Below are 17,977 nucleotides of genomic sequence, written 5' to 3' on the forward strand. Positions count from 1 at the left end.
AAAGAAGCGGTCTCCGAGGTGAACCGGTCACCGGTGAGCTGCATACCGTCACCCGAGTCCCCCGCGAACCGGATGATCACCCGGTCCAGACGCCGCACGTCCTTCGCGCCGCCGGGCTTCCGCTGCTCTCCGACGACCGTTCCGTCGGTCTGCTCCGTTGGGCTGCTGACCTGGCTGGTCACTGAACTGGACCTCCTTCGAGGCGGCTGTCCGTGGGTGGTCGTACCACGGACCATCCCTGGATCAACCCTACGTCGGTTAGGGTCGCCTTCCCGAGCCGATCCGAAGATTGGGCGGCGTTTCGGGATGGCCTGTCGCGCTGCTTCTCACTGTCCCTCACCGGGGGCCCGCGCCGCTGAAATTCCGATCAAGAATCCGTCGCGCGTTCCCCCGTCGTGCCCCGGCCTCTGTGGTCCGGCACGTTTCCGTGCGTCTTTCCGTGCGTCCTCTTCGGCCGAGTACCCGGGTGACGGTGAGAGTTCAGGAGTTCAGATACGTCAGAACGGCCAGAACCCGCCGGTGGTCGCCGTCGCTCGGAGCCAGCCCCAGCTTCGAGAAGATGTTACTGACGTGTTTTTCCACGGCGCCGTCGCTGACCACAAGCTGCCGGGCGATCGCCGAGTTCGTACGGCCCTCGGCCATCAGACCGAGCACCTCGCGCTCCCGCGGGGTGAGCCCCGCCAGCACGTCCTGCTTGCGGCTGCGGCCCAGCAACTGCGCGACGACCTCCGGGTCGAGCGCCGTACCGCCCTCGGCGACCCGCACCACCGCGTCCACGAACTCGCGGACCTCCGCGACCCGGTCCTTCAGCAGATAGCCCACGCCCCGGCTGGAACCGGCCAGCAGCTCGGTGGCGTAGCGCTCCTCCACGTACTGCGAGAGCACCAGCACCCCGAGTCCCGGATGCGTCCTGCGCAGCTGTACGGCGGCCCGGACGCCTTCGTCGGTGTGGGTCGGCGGCATCCGTACGTCCGCCACCACGACGTCCGGCATCTCGCCCTGCGCGTCCAGGTCGGCGATGGTCTTGAGCAGCGCCTCGGCGTCCCCGACACCGGCCACCACCTCGTGCCCGCGGTCCGTCAGCAGCCGGGTCAGGCCCTCCCTGAGCAGCACCGAGTCCTCGGCGATGACGACCCGCACCCGCACCCTGTTCTCCACGATCCCCCGTCCCCCGCCGCCCGTGCCGGCGTCCTTCGCTGTCCGTTGCTGTCTGCGCGGGACCAGCATTCCACGGGGGCGGGGGACGCCGCGCGGCTCACATGGCGGTGCGCCAGGGCTCACAAGGCGGTGCGCCAGGGCAGTTCCGCGGTGACCCGGGTCGGGCCGCCCGCCGGGGAGTCGATCACGAGGATGCCGTCCACGGCCTTCAGCCGGCCGGCCAGCCCGGCCAGTCCCGAGCCGCCGGAGGCGTCCGCACCGCCCACCCCGTCATCGGTGACCTGGAGCATCAGCCGGTCCGCGGAGCGCCACACGTCCACCGTCGCGGACCGGGCCCCGCTGTGCTTGCTGATGTTCTGGAGCAGCTCGGAGACGGTGAAGTAGGCGATGCCCTCGATGGCCGGCGCCGGGCGGCCCGGCAGGTCCACCTCGACGGTCACCGGCACCGTGCAGCGGGCGGCGACCGAGGACAGCGCGGCGTCCAGGCCGCGGTCGGTGAGGACGGCCGGATGGATGCCCCGGGCCAGATCGCGCAGCTCCTGGAGCGCGGTCTTCACCTCGCCGTGCGCCTCCTCCACCATCCGCGCCGCCGCCCGCGGGTCCTCCCGGAGCTTCTCCTTCGCCAGCCCCAGATCCATGGCGAGACCGACCAGCCGGGCCTGCGCCCCGTCGTGCAGATCCCGCTCGATGCGCCGCAGGTCGGCCGCCGCCGTGTCCACCACGACCCCCCGGTCCGACTCCAGCTCCACCACCCGCGCCGACAGCCGCGACGGCCCCAGCAGCCCGTGCACCAGCACCCGGTCCACGGTCGTCAGAGTCCGTACGAGCCAGGGCGCGACCAGCGTGAACAGCAGTCCGACCAGCGCGGTCACGGTGATCTCGAAGGGGTTGTCGAGATAGATCCGGTGGTGCTCGTCGCCGTACAGCTGAAGGCCGCCCTGGCCGCCGTACATCGGGAAGGCCCAGCACCACAGCGGATACGTCAGCAGCGCCCAGCCGGTCGTCCAGAAGGTCACCGCCGCCGAGAAGGAGAACACCGCCCAGGGGAACTGCACCAGCGCGTACAGCAGCTGCCGCCAGGAGGTGCCGCTGCGCAGGACCGCGCCCATCCAGGCCGCCACGCTCCGCTTGCGCGGGCGCAGCGGCTCCGGCTCGGCCACGTCCAGCCGCAGCAGCCCGCGCGCCCGGGCCCGCTCCAGCGCGCCGAAGCCGCGGCAGCCGGCCAGCGCCGCCGCCAGCACCGGGACGCCCAGGAAGGTCACCAGCAGGCCCGCCCCGAGCGACACCATGGTCACCGCCCAGCTGAACAGGGCGATCGATACCGGCAGGCTCAGCAGGACATAGCCGAACTCGCGCCAGCTGCGCGCCTCCAGGGGGGTCCGGAGCGCGAGCGGCAGCCGGGGGCCGGAGCCGGTTCCGGTTCCGGTTCCGGTCCGGGTTCGGGTCCGTCCGAGGTCTCGGTACGGCTGTCCGTCCTCGTGCTGGTAGGTGCTGGGCATGGAATGTCGTCCCCGTCTCTCCTCGTCCGGCGGCGGTTCGGCCGTGTCCCCAGGATCGTGCGGCGCGGCGGGCCCGGGCCATGGAGACCGTCGGCGTCTCGGGAGGGGGGTTTTCCCCACCTCCCCTCCCCACTCCGCTACTCCGTGCGGTCCCGCCACGGCAGCTCCGCCGTGATCACCGTCGGGCCGCCGTCCGGTGAGTCGACCGCGAACAGGCCGTCCACCGCGCCGAGCCGGTCCGCCAGGCCCCGCATGCCGCTGCCGCCGTCCAGCCGGGCCCCGCCCCGGCCGTCGTCCCGGACCTGCATCAGCAGCCGGTCCGCGGAGCGCCACACGTCCACCGACGCGGACCGGGCCCCGCTGTGCTTGCTGATGTTCTGGAGCAGCTCGGAGACGGTGAAGTAGGCGATGCCCTCGATGGCCGGGGCCGGCCGGGCGGGCAGCTCCACGGTCACCCGCACCGGCACCGTGCAGCGGGCGGCGACCGAGGACAGCGCGGCATCCAGGCCCCGGTCGGTGAGGACCGCCGGATGGATGCCCCGCGCCAGATCGCGCAGCTCCTGGAGGGCCAGCTTCACTTCGCCGTGCGCCTCCGCCACCATCTCCGCGGCGGCGTCCGGATCCTCCAGCAGCTTCTCCTTGGCCAGGCCGAGCCCCATGGCCAGGTTGACCAGCCGGGCCTGCGCCCCGTCGTGCAGATCCCGCTCGATGCGCCGCAGGTCGGCCGCCGCCGTGTCCACCACGATCCCGCGGTCCGACTCCAGCTCGGCGATCCGCCGCTCCAGCTCGTCGGAGGGCGACAGCAGGCCGCGCACCATGGCCCGGTCCACGTTCGCCATCCCGCGCGCGAGGTACGGCAGCACCGGCCACAGCACGAACAGCGAGGTCAGGACCGTGCAGAAGGTGAGGATGCCCCAGGGCAGCCGGATCACGTCGTAGAGCAGGGTCCGCCAGCCCACCGGGTCCTTCAGCGCCAGCCACAGCCGCTGGACCGGACTCCCGGCCTTGGTGAGGGGCAGCGGCGTCGGTTCCTCCACGCGCACCCCGAGCAGCCACCGGGCCCGGGCCCGCTCCAGCTTGCCCAGCTGCCGGGAGCCGAGCAGACTGACCGCGAGCAGCGGCAGGCCGATCGCCGTGATGCTGAGGATGCCGCCGGTGACCACGACCGTGACCGCGTAAATGAAGCCGCACACCGTCACCGGCAGGTTCAGCAGGAGATGCGCGATCTCCTTCCAGGTGCGCGTGTCGTAGGCGAACCGGGGCGGTGGCGGGGCGGCGGGGCCGCCGTCGGTGCGATCGGCGCCGGTGGCGGAGCGGAGAACGGTCATGCCGGTCAGCGTGCCGTGTGCCGCGTCCTTCGCGCCATGCGGTATGCCGCCCTCCGCCGGTGGGGAAACCCCCACCCCGAACTCTCCCTAGGGCTTCCCCTGGGGGCTCCTCCGGCCCGCCCGGCTGTCTCACGCGGCCTGCCCGGCTGTCTCACGCCGTGACTGGCTGCTTACCGCTTCTTTATCAGGGCCTAGACTCCCGTCCGTACAGATCCCCGAATCATCGCGTCACGGGGTTCACTAAAGTCACGAGGTCAGGGAGCGAGGGGCGGACGGTGCGGGAGACGTTGGGGGACTCGACGAGCGCCGCGGCGAACGTCATCGCGGCCGGCTACTTCCGGTCCTACTCGGCCGTGGGACTGCTCGCCCTCGTCGGCGTGCTGTTCGTCGCGGTCGCCTTCGGTGCCGGCCGGCTGCTGCGCCCGGTCGTGCCGACACCCGAGAAACTGCTGACCTACGAGTGCGGCGTCGACCCCGTCGGCGAGGGCTGGGCCCACACCCAGGTCCGCTACTACGTCTACGCCTTCCTGTACGTGATCTTCGCGGTCGACTCGATCTTCCTGTTCCCCTGGGCGACGGTCTTCGCCGCCCCCGGCTACGGCGCGACGACCCTCGTGGAGATGTTCGTCTTCCTCGGCTTCCTCGCCGTCGGCCTGCTGTACGCATACAAGAAGGGCGTCCTGGCATGGACGTGAACCCGGATCCCGTTTACCTGCCGGAGCCCAAGCGGCTGGGCGCGCTCGCCAGGCTGGCCCCGGAGCCGATGAAGGTGGTCCTGAACTGGGGCCGCCGCTACTCGCTCTGGGTCTTCAACTTCGGACTCGCCTGCTGCGCGATCGAGTTCATCGCCGCGTCGATGGCCCGCCACGACTTCATCCGGCTCGGCGTCATCCCGTTCGCCCCGGGTCCGCGCCAGGCCGACCTGATGGTGGTGTCCGGCACGGTGACGGACAAGATGGCCCCGGCCGTGAAGCGCCTGTACGAGCAGATGCCCGAGCCGAAGTACGTCATCTCCTTCGGCGCCTGCTCCAACTGCGGCGGCCCCTACTGGGACTCCTACTCGGTCACCAAGGGCGTCGACCAGATCATCCCGGTGGACGTGTACGTCCCCGGCTGCCCGCCTCGGCCCGAGGCGCTGCTCCAGGGCATCCTCAAGCTCCAGGAGAAGATCGCCCGCGAGTCCCTGGGCGAGCGGTACGGCACCCCCGCGGCCCGCCCCTCCGCGGCCGCCCTCCAGAGCGGCCTGGTGAAGCCGCCGGCCGGGGAGGGCTCCCGATGAGCGCGACCGGCTGGCTGCCCGCCCCCGCCGAGGAGCTCTTCGGCCCGGACGCCACGGCCGAGGAGTCGTACGAGCTGCTGACGGTCGACGTCCCGCCGTCCTCCTGGCTCACCGCCCTGGAGACCGCCCGTACGACCCTGTCCTGCACCTACTTCGACTGGCTGAGCGCCGTCGACGAACCCGGCACGGGCTTCCGCGTCTCCGCGCACCTGGTCGCCCTGTCCCCGGTCCGCCGGCTGCTCGTCCGTACGACGGTCCCGCACACGGCGCCGGCCCTGCCGTCCGCCGTCGGCGTCTTCGCGGGCGCGGCCTGGCACGAGCGCGAGACCCACGAGATGTTCGGGGTGGTCTTCGAGGGCCACCCGAACGTCCGGGAACATCTGCTGCTCCCCGAGAACTTCGAGGGCCACCCGCTGCGCAAGGACTTCGTCCTCGCCGCCCGGGTCGCCAAGGCCTGGCCCGGCGCCAAGGAGCCCGGCGAGTCCGACCACGGCGGCCCCAAGCGCCGCCAGATGCTGCCGCCCGGAGTCCCGGACCCGAACGAATGGGGCCCCCTCAAGGGCCAGCTGCCCCCGGCCCCGGCCCGTCCGGCCCGTCCGGCCCGCGCGGCGGGGGCGGCGGGCGCCGGGCGTGCGGCTGGTGCGGCGGGTGCTGCTGGTGCGGCGGCGCGCGCGGCCGGGGAGCGTCCGGTACGGCGCACCCGTACGGCGGCGGAGGGCTCGGCGAGCCAGACGCCCGAGGGGGCTGCCGCCGGTGCTGCCGGTGCCGCCGGTGCTGCCGGTGCCGATGTTGCCGGCACGCCGGAGGTGGCTGGTGCTGGTGCCGCTGCCCCCGCGCGTCCGCGTCGGGCGAGGACCGCGAGTCAGGGCTCGGTGAGCCAGACGGCGGCGTCCGGTGCCGAGGACGCGGCGGACCTCCAGCAGGCCGCCACCGAGGGCGACGCGACCCGGACCGCGGCAGCGGCCCCCCAGGAGGGACCCGCCGCCGAGGCCTCGGTCGCGCACGAGCCCGGACCGGCACCGTCGGCCGCACCTCCGCGCCGCGCGCGCAGCGCCTCGCAGGGCTCCGCCTCCCAGCGCGGGCAGGCGGTGGAGCCGGCCCCCGCCGAGTCCACGGAGGGGGAGGGCACCGACCGTCCCGCCCGCCGGAGCCCGGCCCCGCGCAGCTCGGACGCCCCCTGGCACCACGCCCGCCCGGCCTTCGACGAGCCGGAGCCCGGCCCCGCCGGGGACGCCCCCGACAAGGCCCCGGAGTCCGCCCCCGACTCGGCCCAGGAGTCCGCCCCCGACAAGGACCAGGCGTCCACCCCCGACTCGGCCCCGGAGTCCGCCCCCGACAAGGACCAGGCGTCCGCCCCCGACCCCACCCCCGAAGACCCCGCAGGAGGCCCGCAGTGAACGGCGCGCTGGACGTCGCCCTGCGACTTCTGATCGTCTTCGTCGTCTTCCTCACCTTCCCGCTGATCGTCGGCCAGACCGAGCACAAGGTGATGGCCCATATGCAGGGCCGCCTCGGTCCGATGTACGCGGGCGGCTTCCACGGCTGGGCCCAGCTCGTCGCGGACGGCGTGAAGTTCGCGCAGAAGGAGGACATCGTCCCGGCCGGCGCCGACCGGCGGATCTTCCAGCTCGCCCCCGCCGTGGCGCTGCTGCCGTACCTCCTCGTGCTGCTCGCCATCCCGATCGGCCCGGGCGAGGGTGCCGTCGGCCAGGTCGTCGACGCGGGCGTGTTCTTCGTGCTCGCGGTGATGGGGGTCGGCGTGCTCGGCTCCCTCATGGCCGGCTGGGCCAGCGCGAACAAGTTCTCCCTGCTGGGCGGCCTGCGCACCGCCGCCCAGCTGCTCGCCTACGAACTGCCGATGCTGCTCGCCGCCGCCTCGGTCGCGATGGCGGCGGGCACCGTCTCACTGCCCGGCGTGCTGCACGCCTTCCACTGGTGGTGGGTGCCCTGGCAGCTCATCGGCGCCTTCGTCTTCTTCGTCGCCGGACTCGCCGAGCTGCAACGCCCGCCGTTCGACATGCCGGTGGCCGACTCGGAGATCATCTTCGGCGCCTACACCGAGTACACCGGTCTGCGCTTCGCCCTCTTCTTGCTCGCCGAGTACGCGGGGATCGTGGTCCTGTGCGGCCTGACCACCGTCCTCTTCCTGGGCGGCTGGCACGGCCCGTGGGGCGCCGACGGCCTTGGCTGGGTCTGGACCCTGCTGAAGACCGCGCTCCTCGCGTTCGTCGTCATCTGGCTCCGCGTGACCTATCCGCGGCTGCGCGAGGACCAGCTCCAGAAGCTGTCCTGGACCCTTCTCGTCCCCCTCTCACTCGTCCAGATCGCCCTCACCGGCATCGTCAAGGTGGTGATCGGCTAACCATGGCCCCCATCCCCGGCTCCGGCCTCGCCAAGGGCCTGGCCGTCACCCTGCGCACGATGACGAAGAAGACGGTCACCGAGCAGTACCCGGACACCCTGCCCGAGCTGCCGCCCCGCACCCGCGGTGTGATCGGCCTGTTCGAGGAGAACTGCACGGTCTGCATGCTGTGCGCCCGCGAGTGCCCGGACTGGTGCATCTACATCGACTCCCACAAGGAGACGGTCCCGCCCGCCACCCCGGGCGGCCGCGAGCGCAGCCGCAACGTCCTCGACCGGTTCGCGATCGACTTCTCGCTGTGCATGTACTGCGGTATCTGCATCGAGGTCTGTCCTTTCGACGCGTTGTTCTGGTCACCGGAGTTCGAGTACGCCGAGACCGACATCCGCGAGCTGACCCATGAGCGGGACAAGCTCCGCGAGTGGATGTGGACCGTCCCGGCCCCGCCCGCCCTGGACCCCGCGGCGGAGGAGCCCAAGGAGATCGCCGCCGCCCGCAAGACCGCCGAGAAGCTGGCGGCGGCCCAGGCAGAACCCCAGGAGGGCGCCCCGTGAGCCCCGCCGCGACCGTGAGCCTCGCCGCGGCCCAGCCCGGCTTCCTGTCCCCGACCGGCGTCGAGATCGCCTTCGTCCTGGTCGGCCTGGCCACCTTCGGCGCCGCCCTCGTCACCGTGACCACCCGGCAGCTGGTGCACGCCGCCCTGTGGCTGGTGGTCGCGCTCGGCGGGCTCGCCGTGGAGTACCTGCTGCTCACGGCCGAGTTCATCGCCTGGGTGCAGGTCCTGATCTACGTCGGTTCCGTCGTCGTCCTCCTCCTGTTCGGTCTGATGCTCACCAAGGCCCCCATCGGCCGCTCCCCGGACGCCGACTCCGGCAACCGCTGGGCCGCCCTGACCGTCGCGGTGGCCGCCGCGGTCGCCCTGGTCTGGGTGGTCGTCGACGCCTTCCGCACCACCTGGATCAATCTGGACGGCCCGGCCGCGGGCAGCACCCGGGTCACCGGCGAGAGCCTGTTCCGGCACTGGGTGCTGCCCTTCGAGGCGCTGTCCGTGCTGCTCCTCGCGGCTCTGGTCGGCGCGATCGTGCTGTCCCGCAAGGCGAAGGCCGAGACAGCGGCCGGGACGACGGTCGGTGCGAACGGCACTGCCCCGTCCGGTGACTCCCCGTCCGGTGATCAGGAAGGCGCCCGCTGATGCACCTCGCCTACCCCGCCGTACTCTCCGCCCTCCTGTTCTGCACCGGCCTGTACGGCGTCCTCGCCCGCCGCAACGCGATCCTGGTCCTGATGTCGGTCGAGCTGATGCTCAACGCCGTCAACCTCAACCTGGTCGCCTTCGACGTCTGGCTCAGCCGGGCCGCCCGGGAGACCCTGCACTCCGGCCAGGCGCTGACCCTGTTCACCATCGCCATCGCCGCCGCCGAGATCGGCATCGGCCTGGCGATCGTGCTCGCCGTTTACCGCAACCGCGGCACCTCCGACATCGACAAGCTCCGCGACACCGCCGAGGGCCCCGGCACCGAGGGTCCCGGCACCTCCGCGGCCGAGAAGGCTGAGGCCACCGCGTGACCACGACCACTCTCGCCGTCCTCGTCCCCCTTCTGCCGTTCCTGGGTGCCGCGGCGGGCCTGCTGCTCGGCCGCACCGCCCCCGGCTTCGTCCGGCCGCTCGCCGTGCTGCCGCCGCTGGTCTCGCTCGTCCTGGCCGCGCTGGTCGCCGTCCACCAGGGCGGTGGCCGGGCCGTGGACGCCCACACGGAGCTGACCCCCACCGGCTCGGTGCCGATCGAGCTGGCCCTGCACATCGACGGCTTCGCCGCGCTCGTGGCGATCCTGGTCGCCTTCGTCGCGACCTGCGTGCAGATCTACTCGACGGGCTATCTGCGCGACGACCCGCGCTACCCCTCCTATGCCGCGCTCGTCTCCCTGTTCACCTCCGCGATGCTCCTGGTCGTCTACTCCGGCGACCTGATCGTGCTGCTGGTCGGCTGGGAAGTCATGGGCATCTGCTCCTACTTCCTGGTCGGCCACTACTGGGAGACCCCCGAGGCCCGCGCCGCCTCCCTGAAGGCCTTCCTCGTCACCAAGCTCGGTGACGTGCCGTTCCTGATCGGTCTGTTCGCCCTCGGCACCGCCGCCGGCTCCTTCCGCATCACCCGGGTCCTCGGCGCCGTCGCGAGCGGCCAGCTGCACCAGCCGACGCTGATCGCGCTGCTGCTGCTCGCGGGCGTGGCCGGCAAGTCGGCGCAGTTCCCGCTGCACACCTGGCTCCCGGACGCGATGGCGGGCCCGACGCCCGTCTCCGCGCTGATCCACGCCGCGACGATGGTCGCCGCCGGTGTCTACTTCGTCGCCCGGCTCCTTCCCGTCTTCGAGGCCTCCGCGGCCGCGATGATCGTCCTCGCCGTGATGGCCGCCGTGACCATGGCCGGCTCCGGTCTCGCCGCGCTCGCCCAGGACGACATCAAGCGCGTCCTCGCCTACTCGACGATCGGCCAGCTCGGCTACATGACCGGCGCCCTCGCCGCCGGCGACCGGGGTGCCGCGGTCTTCCACCTCCTGTCCCACGGCGCCTTCAAGGCGCTGCTCTTCCTCGCGGCCGGCGTGATCATCCACGCCGCCGGCACCAACTCGCTGGCCGCCATGTCCCGCATGCACGGCCTGCGCGACCGCATCCCGGACGCCTACTGGACGATGACCGTGGCGCTGCTCGCGCTCGCCGCGATCCCTCCCTTCAGCGGCTTCTTCTCCAAGGAGTCCGTCCTTGGCGCCGCCGAGCAGGCGGCCCACGGGCACACCGCCGGGGTGCCGGGCGCCGCCGGCTGGATCGTCCTCGTCGCGGGCCTGGTCACTGCCCTGCTGACCGCCGCGTACGCCGCCCGGCTGTGGCTGCTGGCCTTCCGCGGCCGGGGCGCCGAGGCCCCGGACCACGGCCGCCAGCCGCTGACCATGACCGTCGTCCTGTGGGTCCTCGCGGTGCCCTCCCTGGCCTTCGGCGGGCTCGCCTACCGCGCGCTGCCCGACTGGTTCGACGGCCGCGACCTCACCCCGACACTGCTCACCTCCATCCTCGGCACGGGCCTCGCCCTGGTCGGCGGACTGCTCGCCTACGGCGCCTGGCAGCGGACCAGCGGGCTCGCCGCCCGCGCCCCGCTCGGCGCGGTCGCCGCCCACCCGGAGGGCGACGCGGGCCTGGTCGAGGCGGAGGCCATCGCCACCCACGAGCCGGCCTACGGCGACATCGCCTACGCCCCCGACCCGGCGGACCCCGCACGGCTGCTGCTCGGCCCGCTGCACCGGCACGCGGCCGCCGGCTTCCACCTGGACGCGGTGTACACGGTGCTGTTCGTCCGCCCGGTCCAGGCCGGGGCGAGTCTCGTCCGGTTCCTCGACCGCGAGGTCGTCGACACCTACGTCCGCGGGGCCGCCGCCCTGCCCCGGCTGCTCGGGGCCGCGGTGCGGCGCGCGCAGACCGGCAATGTGCAGACCTATGTGAGCGCGCTGCTCGCCGGCACCGTCGTCCTGGCGGTCGCCGTCGTCCTCGTCGCCACGGGAGCGTGAGCAGGCGTGATCGATATCAACGAGTCCGTGATGCAGTTCCTTCTGGCATTCGTCGTCGTCGGCCCGCTCCTCGGCGCCGCCGCCGCTCTGCTCCCCGCCCCGCCCGGGCTGAAGGGGAAGTCGCCCGACCAGGCCGTGCTGCGGCACGGTGTCACCGTGACCGGCGTGATCCTCGCCGCCGCGATCGCCCTGGCGCTCGGCTTCGACCACGACCATCCGTCGAAGATGCAGGCCACGACCGACATCAGCTGGATCCCCGCACTCGATGTGCGGATCCACCTCGGCATCGACGGCATCTCCCTCCCCCTTCTGGTCCTGACCGCGCTGCTGACCTTCCTGTGCGCGCTGTACTCCTACTTCAAGCCGCCCACGGGCCCGTCCCCGAAGGCGTTCGTCGCGCTGCTGCTCCTGCTCGAGTCCGGCACCCTCGCGACCTTCGCCGTCCTCGATCTGCTGCTGTTCTTCCTGGCGTTCGAGACGGTGCTCATCCCGATGTACTTCCTCATCGCCCGCTGGGGCGGCGAGGGGCGGACCCGGGCCGCGTGGAAGTTCATCCTCTTCACGCTGCTCGGCTCCGTCGTCATGCTGCTCGGCCTGCTCCTGATCGGAATCAAGGCGGGCACCTTCGACATGGTGGCACTCGCCACTGACAACGGCCGGTCGCTGACCACGTCCGTGCAGGTCATCGCCGTTCTGGCGATCGGGATCGGGCTCGCGGTCAAGACCCCGATGTGGCCGCTGCACAGCTGGCTGCCCGACGCCCACACCGCCGCGCCGACCGTCGGCTCGGTCCTGCTGGCCGGTGTCCTGCTGAAGATGGGTACGTACGGGTTCGTCCGGATTCTGCTGCCGGTGGCGCCCGACGGCTTCCACACCTTCGCGCCGTACCTCGCGGCCTTCGCCGTGGTCGGGATCATCTACGGGTCCCTGGCCTGTCTCGCCCTGGCCAAGCGGGGCGCGAAGGGCGACCTGAAGCGGCTGATCGCCTACTCCTCCGTCGGCCACATGGGCTTCGTCCTGCTGGGCATCGCCACCATGACCCCGACCGGTGTGAACGGCGCCCTGTTCGCCAACATCGCCCACGGCCTCATCACCGGCCTCCTGTTCTTCCTGGTCGGCGCCCTCAAGGACCGCACCGGCAGCACCGACCTGGACACGCTGGCCGAGGAGTCGGGCGCCGCGCTGTACGGCAGGGCCCCGCGGCTCGGCGGGCTGCTCGCCTTCGGCGCGGTCGCCTCGCTCGGCCTCCCCGGGCTCGCCGGGTTCTGGGGCGAGATGCTGGCCCTGTTCGGCGCATTCAAGCCCGCCGCCGACCTCAGCCGGCCCGCCTTCCTCACCTTCATGGCGATCGGCGCGTTCGGCACCCTGCTCACGGCCGCGTACATGCTGATCGTGGTCCGCCGCGTCTGCATGGGCGGCGCGGAGCGGGAGGTCCCGGCACTCGCCGACGTCCACGGGTACGAGTTCGCGGCCTGGACCCCGCTCGTCGCCCTCACCCTCGTCGCCGGACTCTGGCCCCGGGCCCTGCTCGGCCTGACCGACCCGGCCGTGCACCAGCTCCTCGCAGGAGGCACCCGATGAGCGCCCTGGCCCAGCCGCTGGCCGCCTCGGCGGTCCAGTCCGTCGACTGGCTCGCCATCGCCCCGCCCACCGTCGCCGCCGTCGTGGCGCTCGCCGTCCTCGTCGCCGACCTGTTCCTGCCCGAGGCCCGCAAGGCCGTCCTCGGCTGGGTCTCGGTCGCCGGACTGGCCGTGGCCGCGCTACTGCTGCTGCCCCTCCTGCACGGCGACCGCAGCACCTTCTGCACCGGCGGCCACGCGCCCGCGTGCAGCTACACCGCCGACCACTTCACGCTCGTCATCCAGTTCCTGGTCCTCGGCGGCGCCCTGCTGGCCGCCCTGCTGTCCGTGACGAACCTCGCCGACGACCGGCGCCGCGTCCCCGCGGGCGAGTTCTGGTTCCTGCTGCTGTCCTCCGCCGCCGGTGCCGCCCTGCTGCCCGCCTCCCGCGACCTGGCCACCCTGGTCGTCGCGCTGGAGGTCGCCTCCCTGCCCGCCTTCGCGCTCGTCGGCATCCGGCACGGCGACAAGCGCTCCTCCGAGGCCGCGCTGAAGTTCTTCCTGTCCTCGGTCACCGCCACCGCGGTCAGCCTGATGGGCATCAGCTTCGTCTACGCCACCACCGGCACCCTCTACCTCACCCAGGTCGCCCAGCGGCTGCCGCACGTCGACGGACAGCTGCACACCCTCGCCCAGACCGGCGTCGTCCTCACCCTGGTCGGCTTCGCCTTCAAGACGGCCGCCGTGCCCTTCCACTTCTGGGTGCCCGACACCTATGTGGGCGCACCGCTGCCCGTCGCCGCCTATCTGTCGGTCGTCGGCAAGGCGGTCGGCTTCTCCGGGCTGATCCTGGTCACCGTCGTCGCCTTCCCGTCGTACGCCGACGTCTGGGGGCCCGCGCTCGCCGTCCTGGCCGCGCTCACCATGACCGTCGGCAACCTCGGCGCCCTGCGCCAGCAGGCCACGCGCGCGTACAGCGCCGTCCGGCTGCTCGCCTGGTCCTCCGTCGGCCAGGCCGGCTACCTGCTGGTGCCGATCGCCGCCGCCGGATACGCCAGGGACGCCCACAAGGCGATCGGCTCCACCGTCGCGTACGCCCTGATGTACGCCGCCGTGAACCTCGGTGCCTTCGCGGTCGCCGCCGTGGTGGGCCGCGGCCGCGCGCTCAACCGGATCAGCGACTACCGCGGCCTGTACGCCACCAACCCGCTGACGGCGCTGCTGCTGGCCTTCTTCCTGCTCTGCCTGGCCGGGCTGCCGCCGGGCGTCATCGGCCTGTTCGCGAAGGTCACCGTCTTCTCGGCGGCCGTCGACGCGGGCCTCGGCTGGCTCGCCGTCGTCATGGCCGTCAACGTGGTGATCGCGCTGTTCTACTACCTCCAGTGGACGGCCCTGCTGTTCCGCGCGCCCGAGGGAGAGGCCGCCCGGCACCGCGTCCCGGCCCCGCTGACGGCCGCGATCGCCCTCACCGGCGTCCTCGGCGTCGTCCTGTCCGGAGCCCCCCAGCTGGTCCTGCGCTTCGCGGCCACCGGCCTGTTCTGAGCCGCCTCACCCGTACGGCCGAGCCACGGCACCGCCCGCACCAGGGAACTCGCGCCGCCCGCCTGGCGTTGACCATTGCGGGAGGGTCCACTGGAGTCGGCACCACGGCACCGGTGGGCCAAGGACACGAGCAACGCGACCCGAGCAAGCACATCCGCAGGCAGAGGGTCCCCTGCCGCACCACTTGGAGGGCGTACCGTGCACCGCCGGCACAACGGGCTCAGGACCGCAGTCCTCCTCGGGGGACTGTCGGCGCTCATCATCGTCATCGGCAGCTTCTTCGGACGCGCCGGACTGATCGTCGCGGTCCTCATCGCCCTCGGCACGAACGCGTACGCGTACTGGAACAGCGACAAGCTGGCGCTCCGCGCGATGCGCGCCCGCCCGGTCAGCGAGTTCGAGGCGCCGGCGCTCTACCGGATGGTGCGCGAGCTGTCCACGCAGGCCCGCCAGCCCATGCCCCGGCTGTACATCTCCCCGACGGAGGCGCCCAACGCCTTCGCGACCGGCCGCAACCCGCGCAACGCGGCCGTGTGCTGCACCGAGGGCATCCTGCGCCTGCTGGACGAGCGCGAGCTGCGCGGCGTCATCGGCCACGAGCTGAGCCATGTCTACAACCGCGACATCCTCATCTCCTCGGTCGCCGGCGCCCTCGCCTCGGTGATCATGTTCCTGGTGAACTTCGCCTGGCTCATCCCGGTCGGCCGCTCGGACGACGACGACGGCCCCGGCCTGCTCGGCATGCTCCTGATCATGATCCTCGGCCCGCTCGCGGCCGGCCTCATCCAGCTGGCCATCAGCCGCTCCCGCGAGTACGAGGCGGACGCCTCGGGCGCCCAGCTCACCGGCGACCCGCTCGCCCTCGCCGGCGCCCTGCGCAAACTGGAGACGGGCACCCAGCAGCTTCCGCTGCCGCCCGAGCCCCGCATCGAGACCGCGAGCCACATGATGATCGCCAACCCGTTCCGCGCGGGTCAGGGGCTGTCGAAGATGTTCTCCACGCACCCGCCGATGGCGGACCGCATCGCCCGGCTCGAGAAAATGGCAGGTGGTTACCAGTGAAGACCATCCTGAACCTCATCTGGCTCGTCCTGAGCGGCTTCTGGCTCTTCCTCGGCTATCTCCTCGCCGGTGTCCTGCTGTGCATCACGGTCATCGGCATCCCCTTCGGCATAGCCGCCTTCCGCATCGGCGTCTACGCCCTGTGGCCCTTCGGGTACACCACGGTCGAACGCCGGGACGCGGGCGCCCCGTCCTGCCTGGGCAACGTCCTGTGGCTGGTCCTGGCCGGCTGGTGGCTGGCGCTCACCCACATCGTCACCGGCATCGCCCTGTGCATCACGGTCATCGGCATCCCGTTCGGCATCGCCAACTTCAAGCTGATCCCGGTCTCGCTGCTGCCGCTGGGCCGCGACATCGTCCGCACGGACCAGCCGTTCGCGGGCTGAGGACGCGTCAGCGCCCGCGCCGGCCCGCCCGCCACCGCCGTACGCCGTAGGCCGCCGCACCCAGCGCCAGCACACCCGCGCCGACGGCCACCGAGACCGTCGGCAGGGCGAACGCCAGCGTGGCGCAGCCCAGCAGCCCCGCCACCGGAACCACCCGGGACGCCGGGGCCGGACTCAGCGTCCACGCGGAGGCGTTGGCGACCGCGTAGTAGGCCAGCACCCCGAAGGAGGAGAAGCCGATCGCGCCGCGCACGTCCACCGTCGCGGCCAGTACGGCGACCACCGCGCCCACCGCCAACTCCGCCCGGTACGGCACCTGGAAACGCGGATGTACGGCCGCCAGCGCGCCCGGCAGATGCCCGTCCCGGGCCATGGCGAGCGTCGTACGGGACACGCCCAGGATCAGCGCCAGCAGCGAACCCAGCGCCGCCACCGCCGCCCCCGCCCGCACCACCGGCACGAGCCCCGGAACCCCGGCCGCGCGCACCGCGTCGGCCAGCGGCGCCGACGCCTGCCCGAGCCGTCCCGCGCCGAGGACGCCGAGCACCGCGACGGCCACGCACGCGTACACCACCAGGGCGATCCCCAGGGCCAGCGGAATCGCGCGCGGGATGGTGCGCGCCGGATCCCGCACCTCCTCGCCGAGGGTTGCGATCCGCGCGTACCCGGCGAACGCGAAGAACAGCAGCCCGGCCGCCTGGAGCACCCCGCCGGCTCCGGACGACAGCCCGATGTCCAGCCGCCCCGCGTCCGCCTGCCCGGAGGCCAGGCAGACGGCCACCACGGCGGCGAGAACCGCCAGCACCACGGCCACGATCACGCGCGTCAGCCACGCAGACTTCTGGATGCCGCCGTAGTTCACGGCGGTCAGCGCGACCACGGCCGCGACCGCCACCGCGTGCGCCTGCCCCGGCCACACATAGCTGCCCACCGTGAGCGCCATGGCCGCGCAGGAGGCCGTCTTGCCGACCACGAACCCCCAGCCGGCGAGATAGCCCCAGAAGGCACCGAGCCGTTCCCGCCCGTACACATAGGTCCCGCCGGAGGCCGGATAGCGGGCGGCGAGCCGGGCCGAGGACATCGCGTTGCAGTAGGCCACCACGGCCGCGACCGCGAGCGCGGGCAGCAGGCCCGAACCGGCCGCGTGCGCGGCCGGCCCGAACGCGGAGAAGACCCCGGCGCCGATCATCGAGCCGAGGCCGACGACGACGGCGTCGCGCAGGCCCAGGGTGCGGCGCAGGCCGTTCTCGGTCGCTGACATGGCCTGCACCCTACTGAGCGGCGCAACCGGCCGGAGCAGGAGGAGGGCGGCCACCCGGACCGGGGCGGCCGCCCTTGCCGAACCGGCGGCGTCGGCTAGCGGTAGTTCACGAACTGAAGCGCGAAGTCGAAGTCCTTGCCCTTCAGCAGGGCGATCACGGTCTGGAGGTCGTCACGGCTCTTGGAGCTGACCCGCAGCTCATCGCCCTGGACCTGCGCCTTGACGCCCTTGGGGCCCTCATCGCGGATGATCTTCGCCACCTTCTTCGCGTTGTCCTGGGAGATGCCCTCCTGGAGCGACGCGAAGATCTTGTACTCCTTGCCGGAGACCTGGGGCTCGCCCGCATCCAGCGCCTTCAGCGAGATACCGCGCTTGATCAGCTTGGACTGGAAGACGTCGAGGACCGCCTTGACCCGCTCCTCGGAGTTCGCCTGCATCAGGATCTTGTCGCCTTCGACCCAGGCGATCGAGGCGCCCACGCCCTTGAAGTCGTAGCGCTGCGAGACCTCCTTGGCGGCCTGGTTGAGGGCGTTGTCGACCTCCTGCCGCTCGACCTTCGAGACGATGTCGAAACTGGAGTCGGCCATGTCCTGTGGCTCCTTGTATCGGGGTGTGTATCGGGTGCGGTCCGGCGTGCGCGGCGGCAGTCGCCGAGCCCGGCGACATGCCGGTCCGCATCCGCACCAGCCTAGCCACCCCGCGACCCGTGAGGCGGAGATCAACCGGGTGGCGAAGCACCCCTCTGCATCGGGTATTGTTTACGTCGTTGCCGGGGAACACCGCGAAAGCGGGTTCGACTGGCAGCAAAACCCGGCGGTGTGCCCGAGCGGCCAAAGGGAGCAGACTGTAAATCTGCCGGCTCAGCCTTCCCAGGTTCGAATCCTGGCGCCGCCACACGGGAACAAAGACGCCGGGCGCGAGCGGCGAGAGAGTCACTGCCGGGGGGTGTGTGTCGTGGGCCGCGCGTGGCTGTCTGCGCGCGAG

18 protein-coding genes and 1 tRNA gene are annotated in these 17,977 nt (G+C 72.4%); 13 read left to right on the forward strand and 6 right to left on the reverse strand.

Annotated elements, in window-relative coordinates; translation table 11 throughout:
• The 4 genes from ACFVIU_RS17085 to ACFVIU_RS17100 all read right to left on the reverse strand — a co-directional run.
• Positions 1–182 (reverse strand): hypothetical protein (locus tag ACFVIU_RS17085; RefSeq protein ID WP_385843308.1); only part of this gene is annotated, 182 nt, incomplete at its 3' end.
• A 298-nt stretch (positions 183–480) separates the two neighbouring features.
• Positions 481–1,140 carry a LuxR C-terminal-related transcriptional regulator gene (locus ACFVIU_RS17090; RefSeq protein ID WP_385843562.1) on the reverse strand — a complete coding sequence of 220 codons (660 nt, stop codon included), beginning with the start codon at positions 1,138–1,140 and terminating at the stop codon, positions 481–483.
• A 137-nt stretch (positions 1,141–1,277) separates the two neighbouring features.
• The gene (locus tag ACFVIU_RS17095; RefSeq protein ID WP_385843309.1) at positions 1,278–2,657 is read right to left on the reverse strand and encodes a sensor histidine kinase; all 1,380 of its coding nucleotides are present in this window, start codon (positions 2,655–2,657) and stop codon (positions 1,278–1,280) included.
• Between the two features lie 137 nt (positions 2,658–2,794).
• Positions 2,795–3,985, reverse strand: coding sequence for a sensor histidine kinase (locus ACFVIU_RS17100; protein WP_385843310.1), 1,191 nt, complete (start codon positions 3,983–3,985; stop codon positions 2,795–2,797).
• Between the two features lie 275 nt (positions 3,986–4,260).
• On the opposite strand from ACFVIU_RS17100, the gene ACFVIU_RS17105 reads away from it, so the two are divergent.
• From ACFVIU_RS17105 to ACFVIU_RS17160, 12 genes are all read left to right on the forward strand, one after another.
• Positions 4,261–4,680: an NADH-quinone oxidoreductase subunit A gene (locus ACFVIU_RS17105; protein WP_385843311.1), complete on the forward strand. Its 420-nt coding sequence runs from the start codon at positions 4,261–4,263 to the stop codon at positions 4,678–4,680.
• The gene (locus ACFVIU_RS17110) at positions 4,671–5,264 is read left to right on the forward strand and encodes an NADH-quinone oxidoreductase subunit B (protein WP_385843312.1); all 594 of its coding nucleotides are present in this window, start codon (positions 4,671–4,673) and stop codon (positions 5,262–5,264) included. Before ACFVIU_RS17105 ends, ACFVIU_RS17110 begins: the two co-directional genes overlap by 10 nt.
• Positions 5,261–6,661 (forward strand): NADH-quinone oxidoreductase subunit C, encoded by a 1,401-nt coding sequence (locus ACFVIU_RS17115; RefSeq protein ID WP_385843313.1) that lies wholly within the window; start codon positions 5,261–5,263, stop codon positions 6,659–6,661. Before ACFVIU_RS17110 ends, ACFVIU_RS17115 begins: the two co-directional genes overlap by 4 nt.
• Positions 6,658–7,626 carry an NADH-quinone oxidoreductase subunit H gene (locus ACFVIU_RS17120; RefSeq protein ID WP_385843314.1) on the forward strand — a complete coding sequence of 323 codons (969 nt, stop codon included), beginning with the start codon at positions 6,658–6,660 and terminating at the stop codon, positions 7,624–7,626. The genes ACFVIU_RS17115 and ACFVIU_RS17120 overlap by 4 nt, the downstream gene beginning before the upstream one ends.
• 2 nt (positions 7,627–7,628) lie before the next feature.
• Positions 7,629–8,180 carry a NuoI/complex I 23 kDa subunit family protein gene (locus ACFVIU_RS17125; protein ID WP_385843315.1) on the forward strand — a complete coding sequence of 184 codons (552 nt, stop codon included), beginning with the start codon at positions 7,629–7,631 and terminating at the stop codon, positions 8,178–8,180.
• The gene (locus ACFVIU_RS17130) at positions 8,177–8,818 is read left to right on the forward strand and encodes an NADH-quinone oxidoreductase subunit J (protein ID WP_385843316.1); all 642 of its coding nucleotides are present in this window, start codon (positions 8,177–8,179) and stop codon (positions 8,816–8,818) included. Before ACFVIU_RS17125 ends, ACFVIU_RS17130 begins: the two co-directional genes overlap by 4 nt.
• Positions 8,818–9,192 (forward strand): NADH-quinone oxidoreductase subunit NuoK, encoded by a 375-nt coding sequence (gene nuoK / locus ACFVIU_RS17135; RefSeq protein WP_385843317.1) that lies wholly within the window; start codon positions 8,818–8,820, stop codon positions 9,190–9,192. Before ACFVIU_RS17130 ends, nuoK begins: the two co-directional genes overlap by 1 nt.
• Positions 9,189–11,183, forward strand: coding sequence for an NADH-quinone oxidoreductase subunit L (locus ACFVIU_RS17140; RefSeq protein ID WP_385843318.1), 1,995 nt, complete (start codon positions 9,189–9,191; stop codon positions 11,181–11,183). Before nuoK ends, ACFVIU_RS17140 begins: the two co-directional genes overlap by 4 nt.
• Positions 11,184–11,189: 6 nt before the next feature.
• Positions 11,190–12,764 (forward strand): NADH-quinone oxidoreductase subunit M, encoded by a 1,575-nt coding sequence (locus ACFVIU_RS17145; RefSeq protein WP_385843319.1) that lies wholly within the window; start codon positions 11,190–11,192, stop codon positions 12,762–12,764.
• Entirely contained in the window at positions 12,761–14,284 is a 1,524-nt protein-coding gene (locus ACFVIU_RS17150; protein ID WP_385843320.1) for an NADH-quinone oxidoreductase subunit N, read from the forward strand. Before ACFVIU_RS17145 ends, ACFVIU_RS17150 begins: the two co-directional genes overlap by 4 nt.
• 198 nt (positions 14,285–14,482) lie before the next feature.
• A complete protein-coding gene (gene htpX, locus ACFVIU_RS17155) occupies positions 14,483–15,346 on the forward strand; it encodes a zinc metalloprotease HtpX (protein WP_385843321.1) in 864 nt (287 codons plus the stop codon).
• On the forward strand, positions 15,343–15,732 hold the full coding sequence (locus ACFVIU_RS17160) for a YccF domain-containing protein (protein WP_385843322.1): 390 nt from the start codon (positions 15,343–15,345) through the stop codon (positions 15,730–15,732). Before htpX ends, ACFVIU_RS17160 begins: the two co-directional genes overlap by 4 nt.
• A gap of 7 nt (positions 15,733–15,739) precedes the next feature.
• Here the strand turns inward: ACFVIU_RS17160 and ACFVIU_RS17165 are convergent, their stop codons facing one another.
• Together ACFVIU_RS17165 and ACFVIU_RS17170 are read right to left on the reverse strand one after the other, a co-directional pair.
• Positions 15,740–16,993, reverse strand: a complete 1,254-nt coding sequence (locus ACFVIU_RS17165; protein WP_385843323.1) for an APC family permease — start codon at positions 16,991–16,993, stop codon at positions 15,740–15,742.
• Positions 16,994–17,088: 95 nt separating this feature from the next.
• Entirely contained in the window at positions 17,089–17,580 is a 492-nt protein-coding gene (locus ACFVIU_RS17170) for a YajQ family cyclic di-GMP-binding protein (RefSeq protein WP_385843324.1), read from the reverse strand.
• Positions 17,581–17,805: 225 nt separating this feature from the next.
• Between ACFVIU_RS17170 and ACFVIU_RS17175 the strand changes: the two genes are divergently transcribed.
• Positions 17,806–17,887, forward strand: a tRNA-Tyr gene (locus ACFVIU_RS17175).
• Positions 17,888–17,977 lie beyond the last annotated feature (90 nt).

The organism is Streptomyces sp. NPDC127190 (genome assembly GCF_042672505.1).
Taxonomy (GTDB): Bacteria; Actinomycetota; Actinomycetes; order Streptomycetales; family Streptomycetaceae; genus Streptomyces.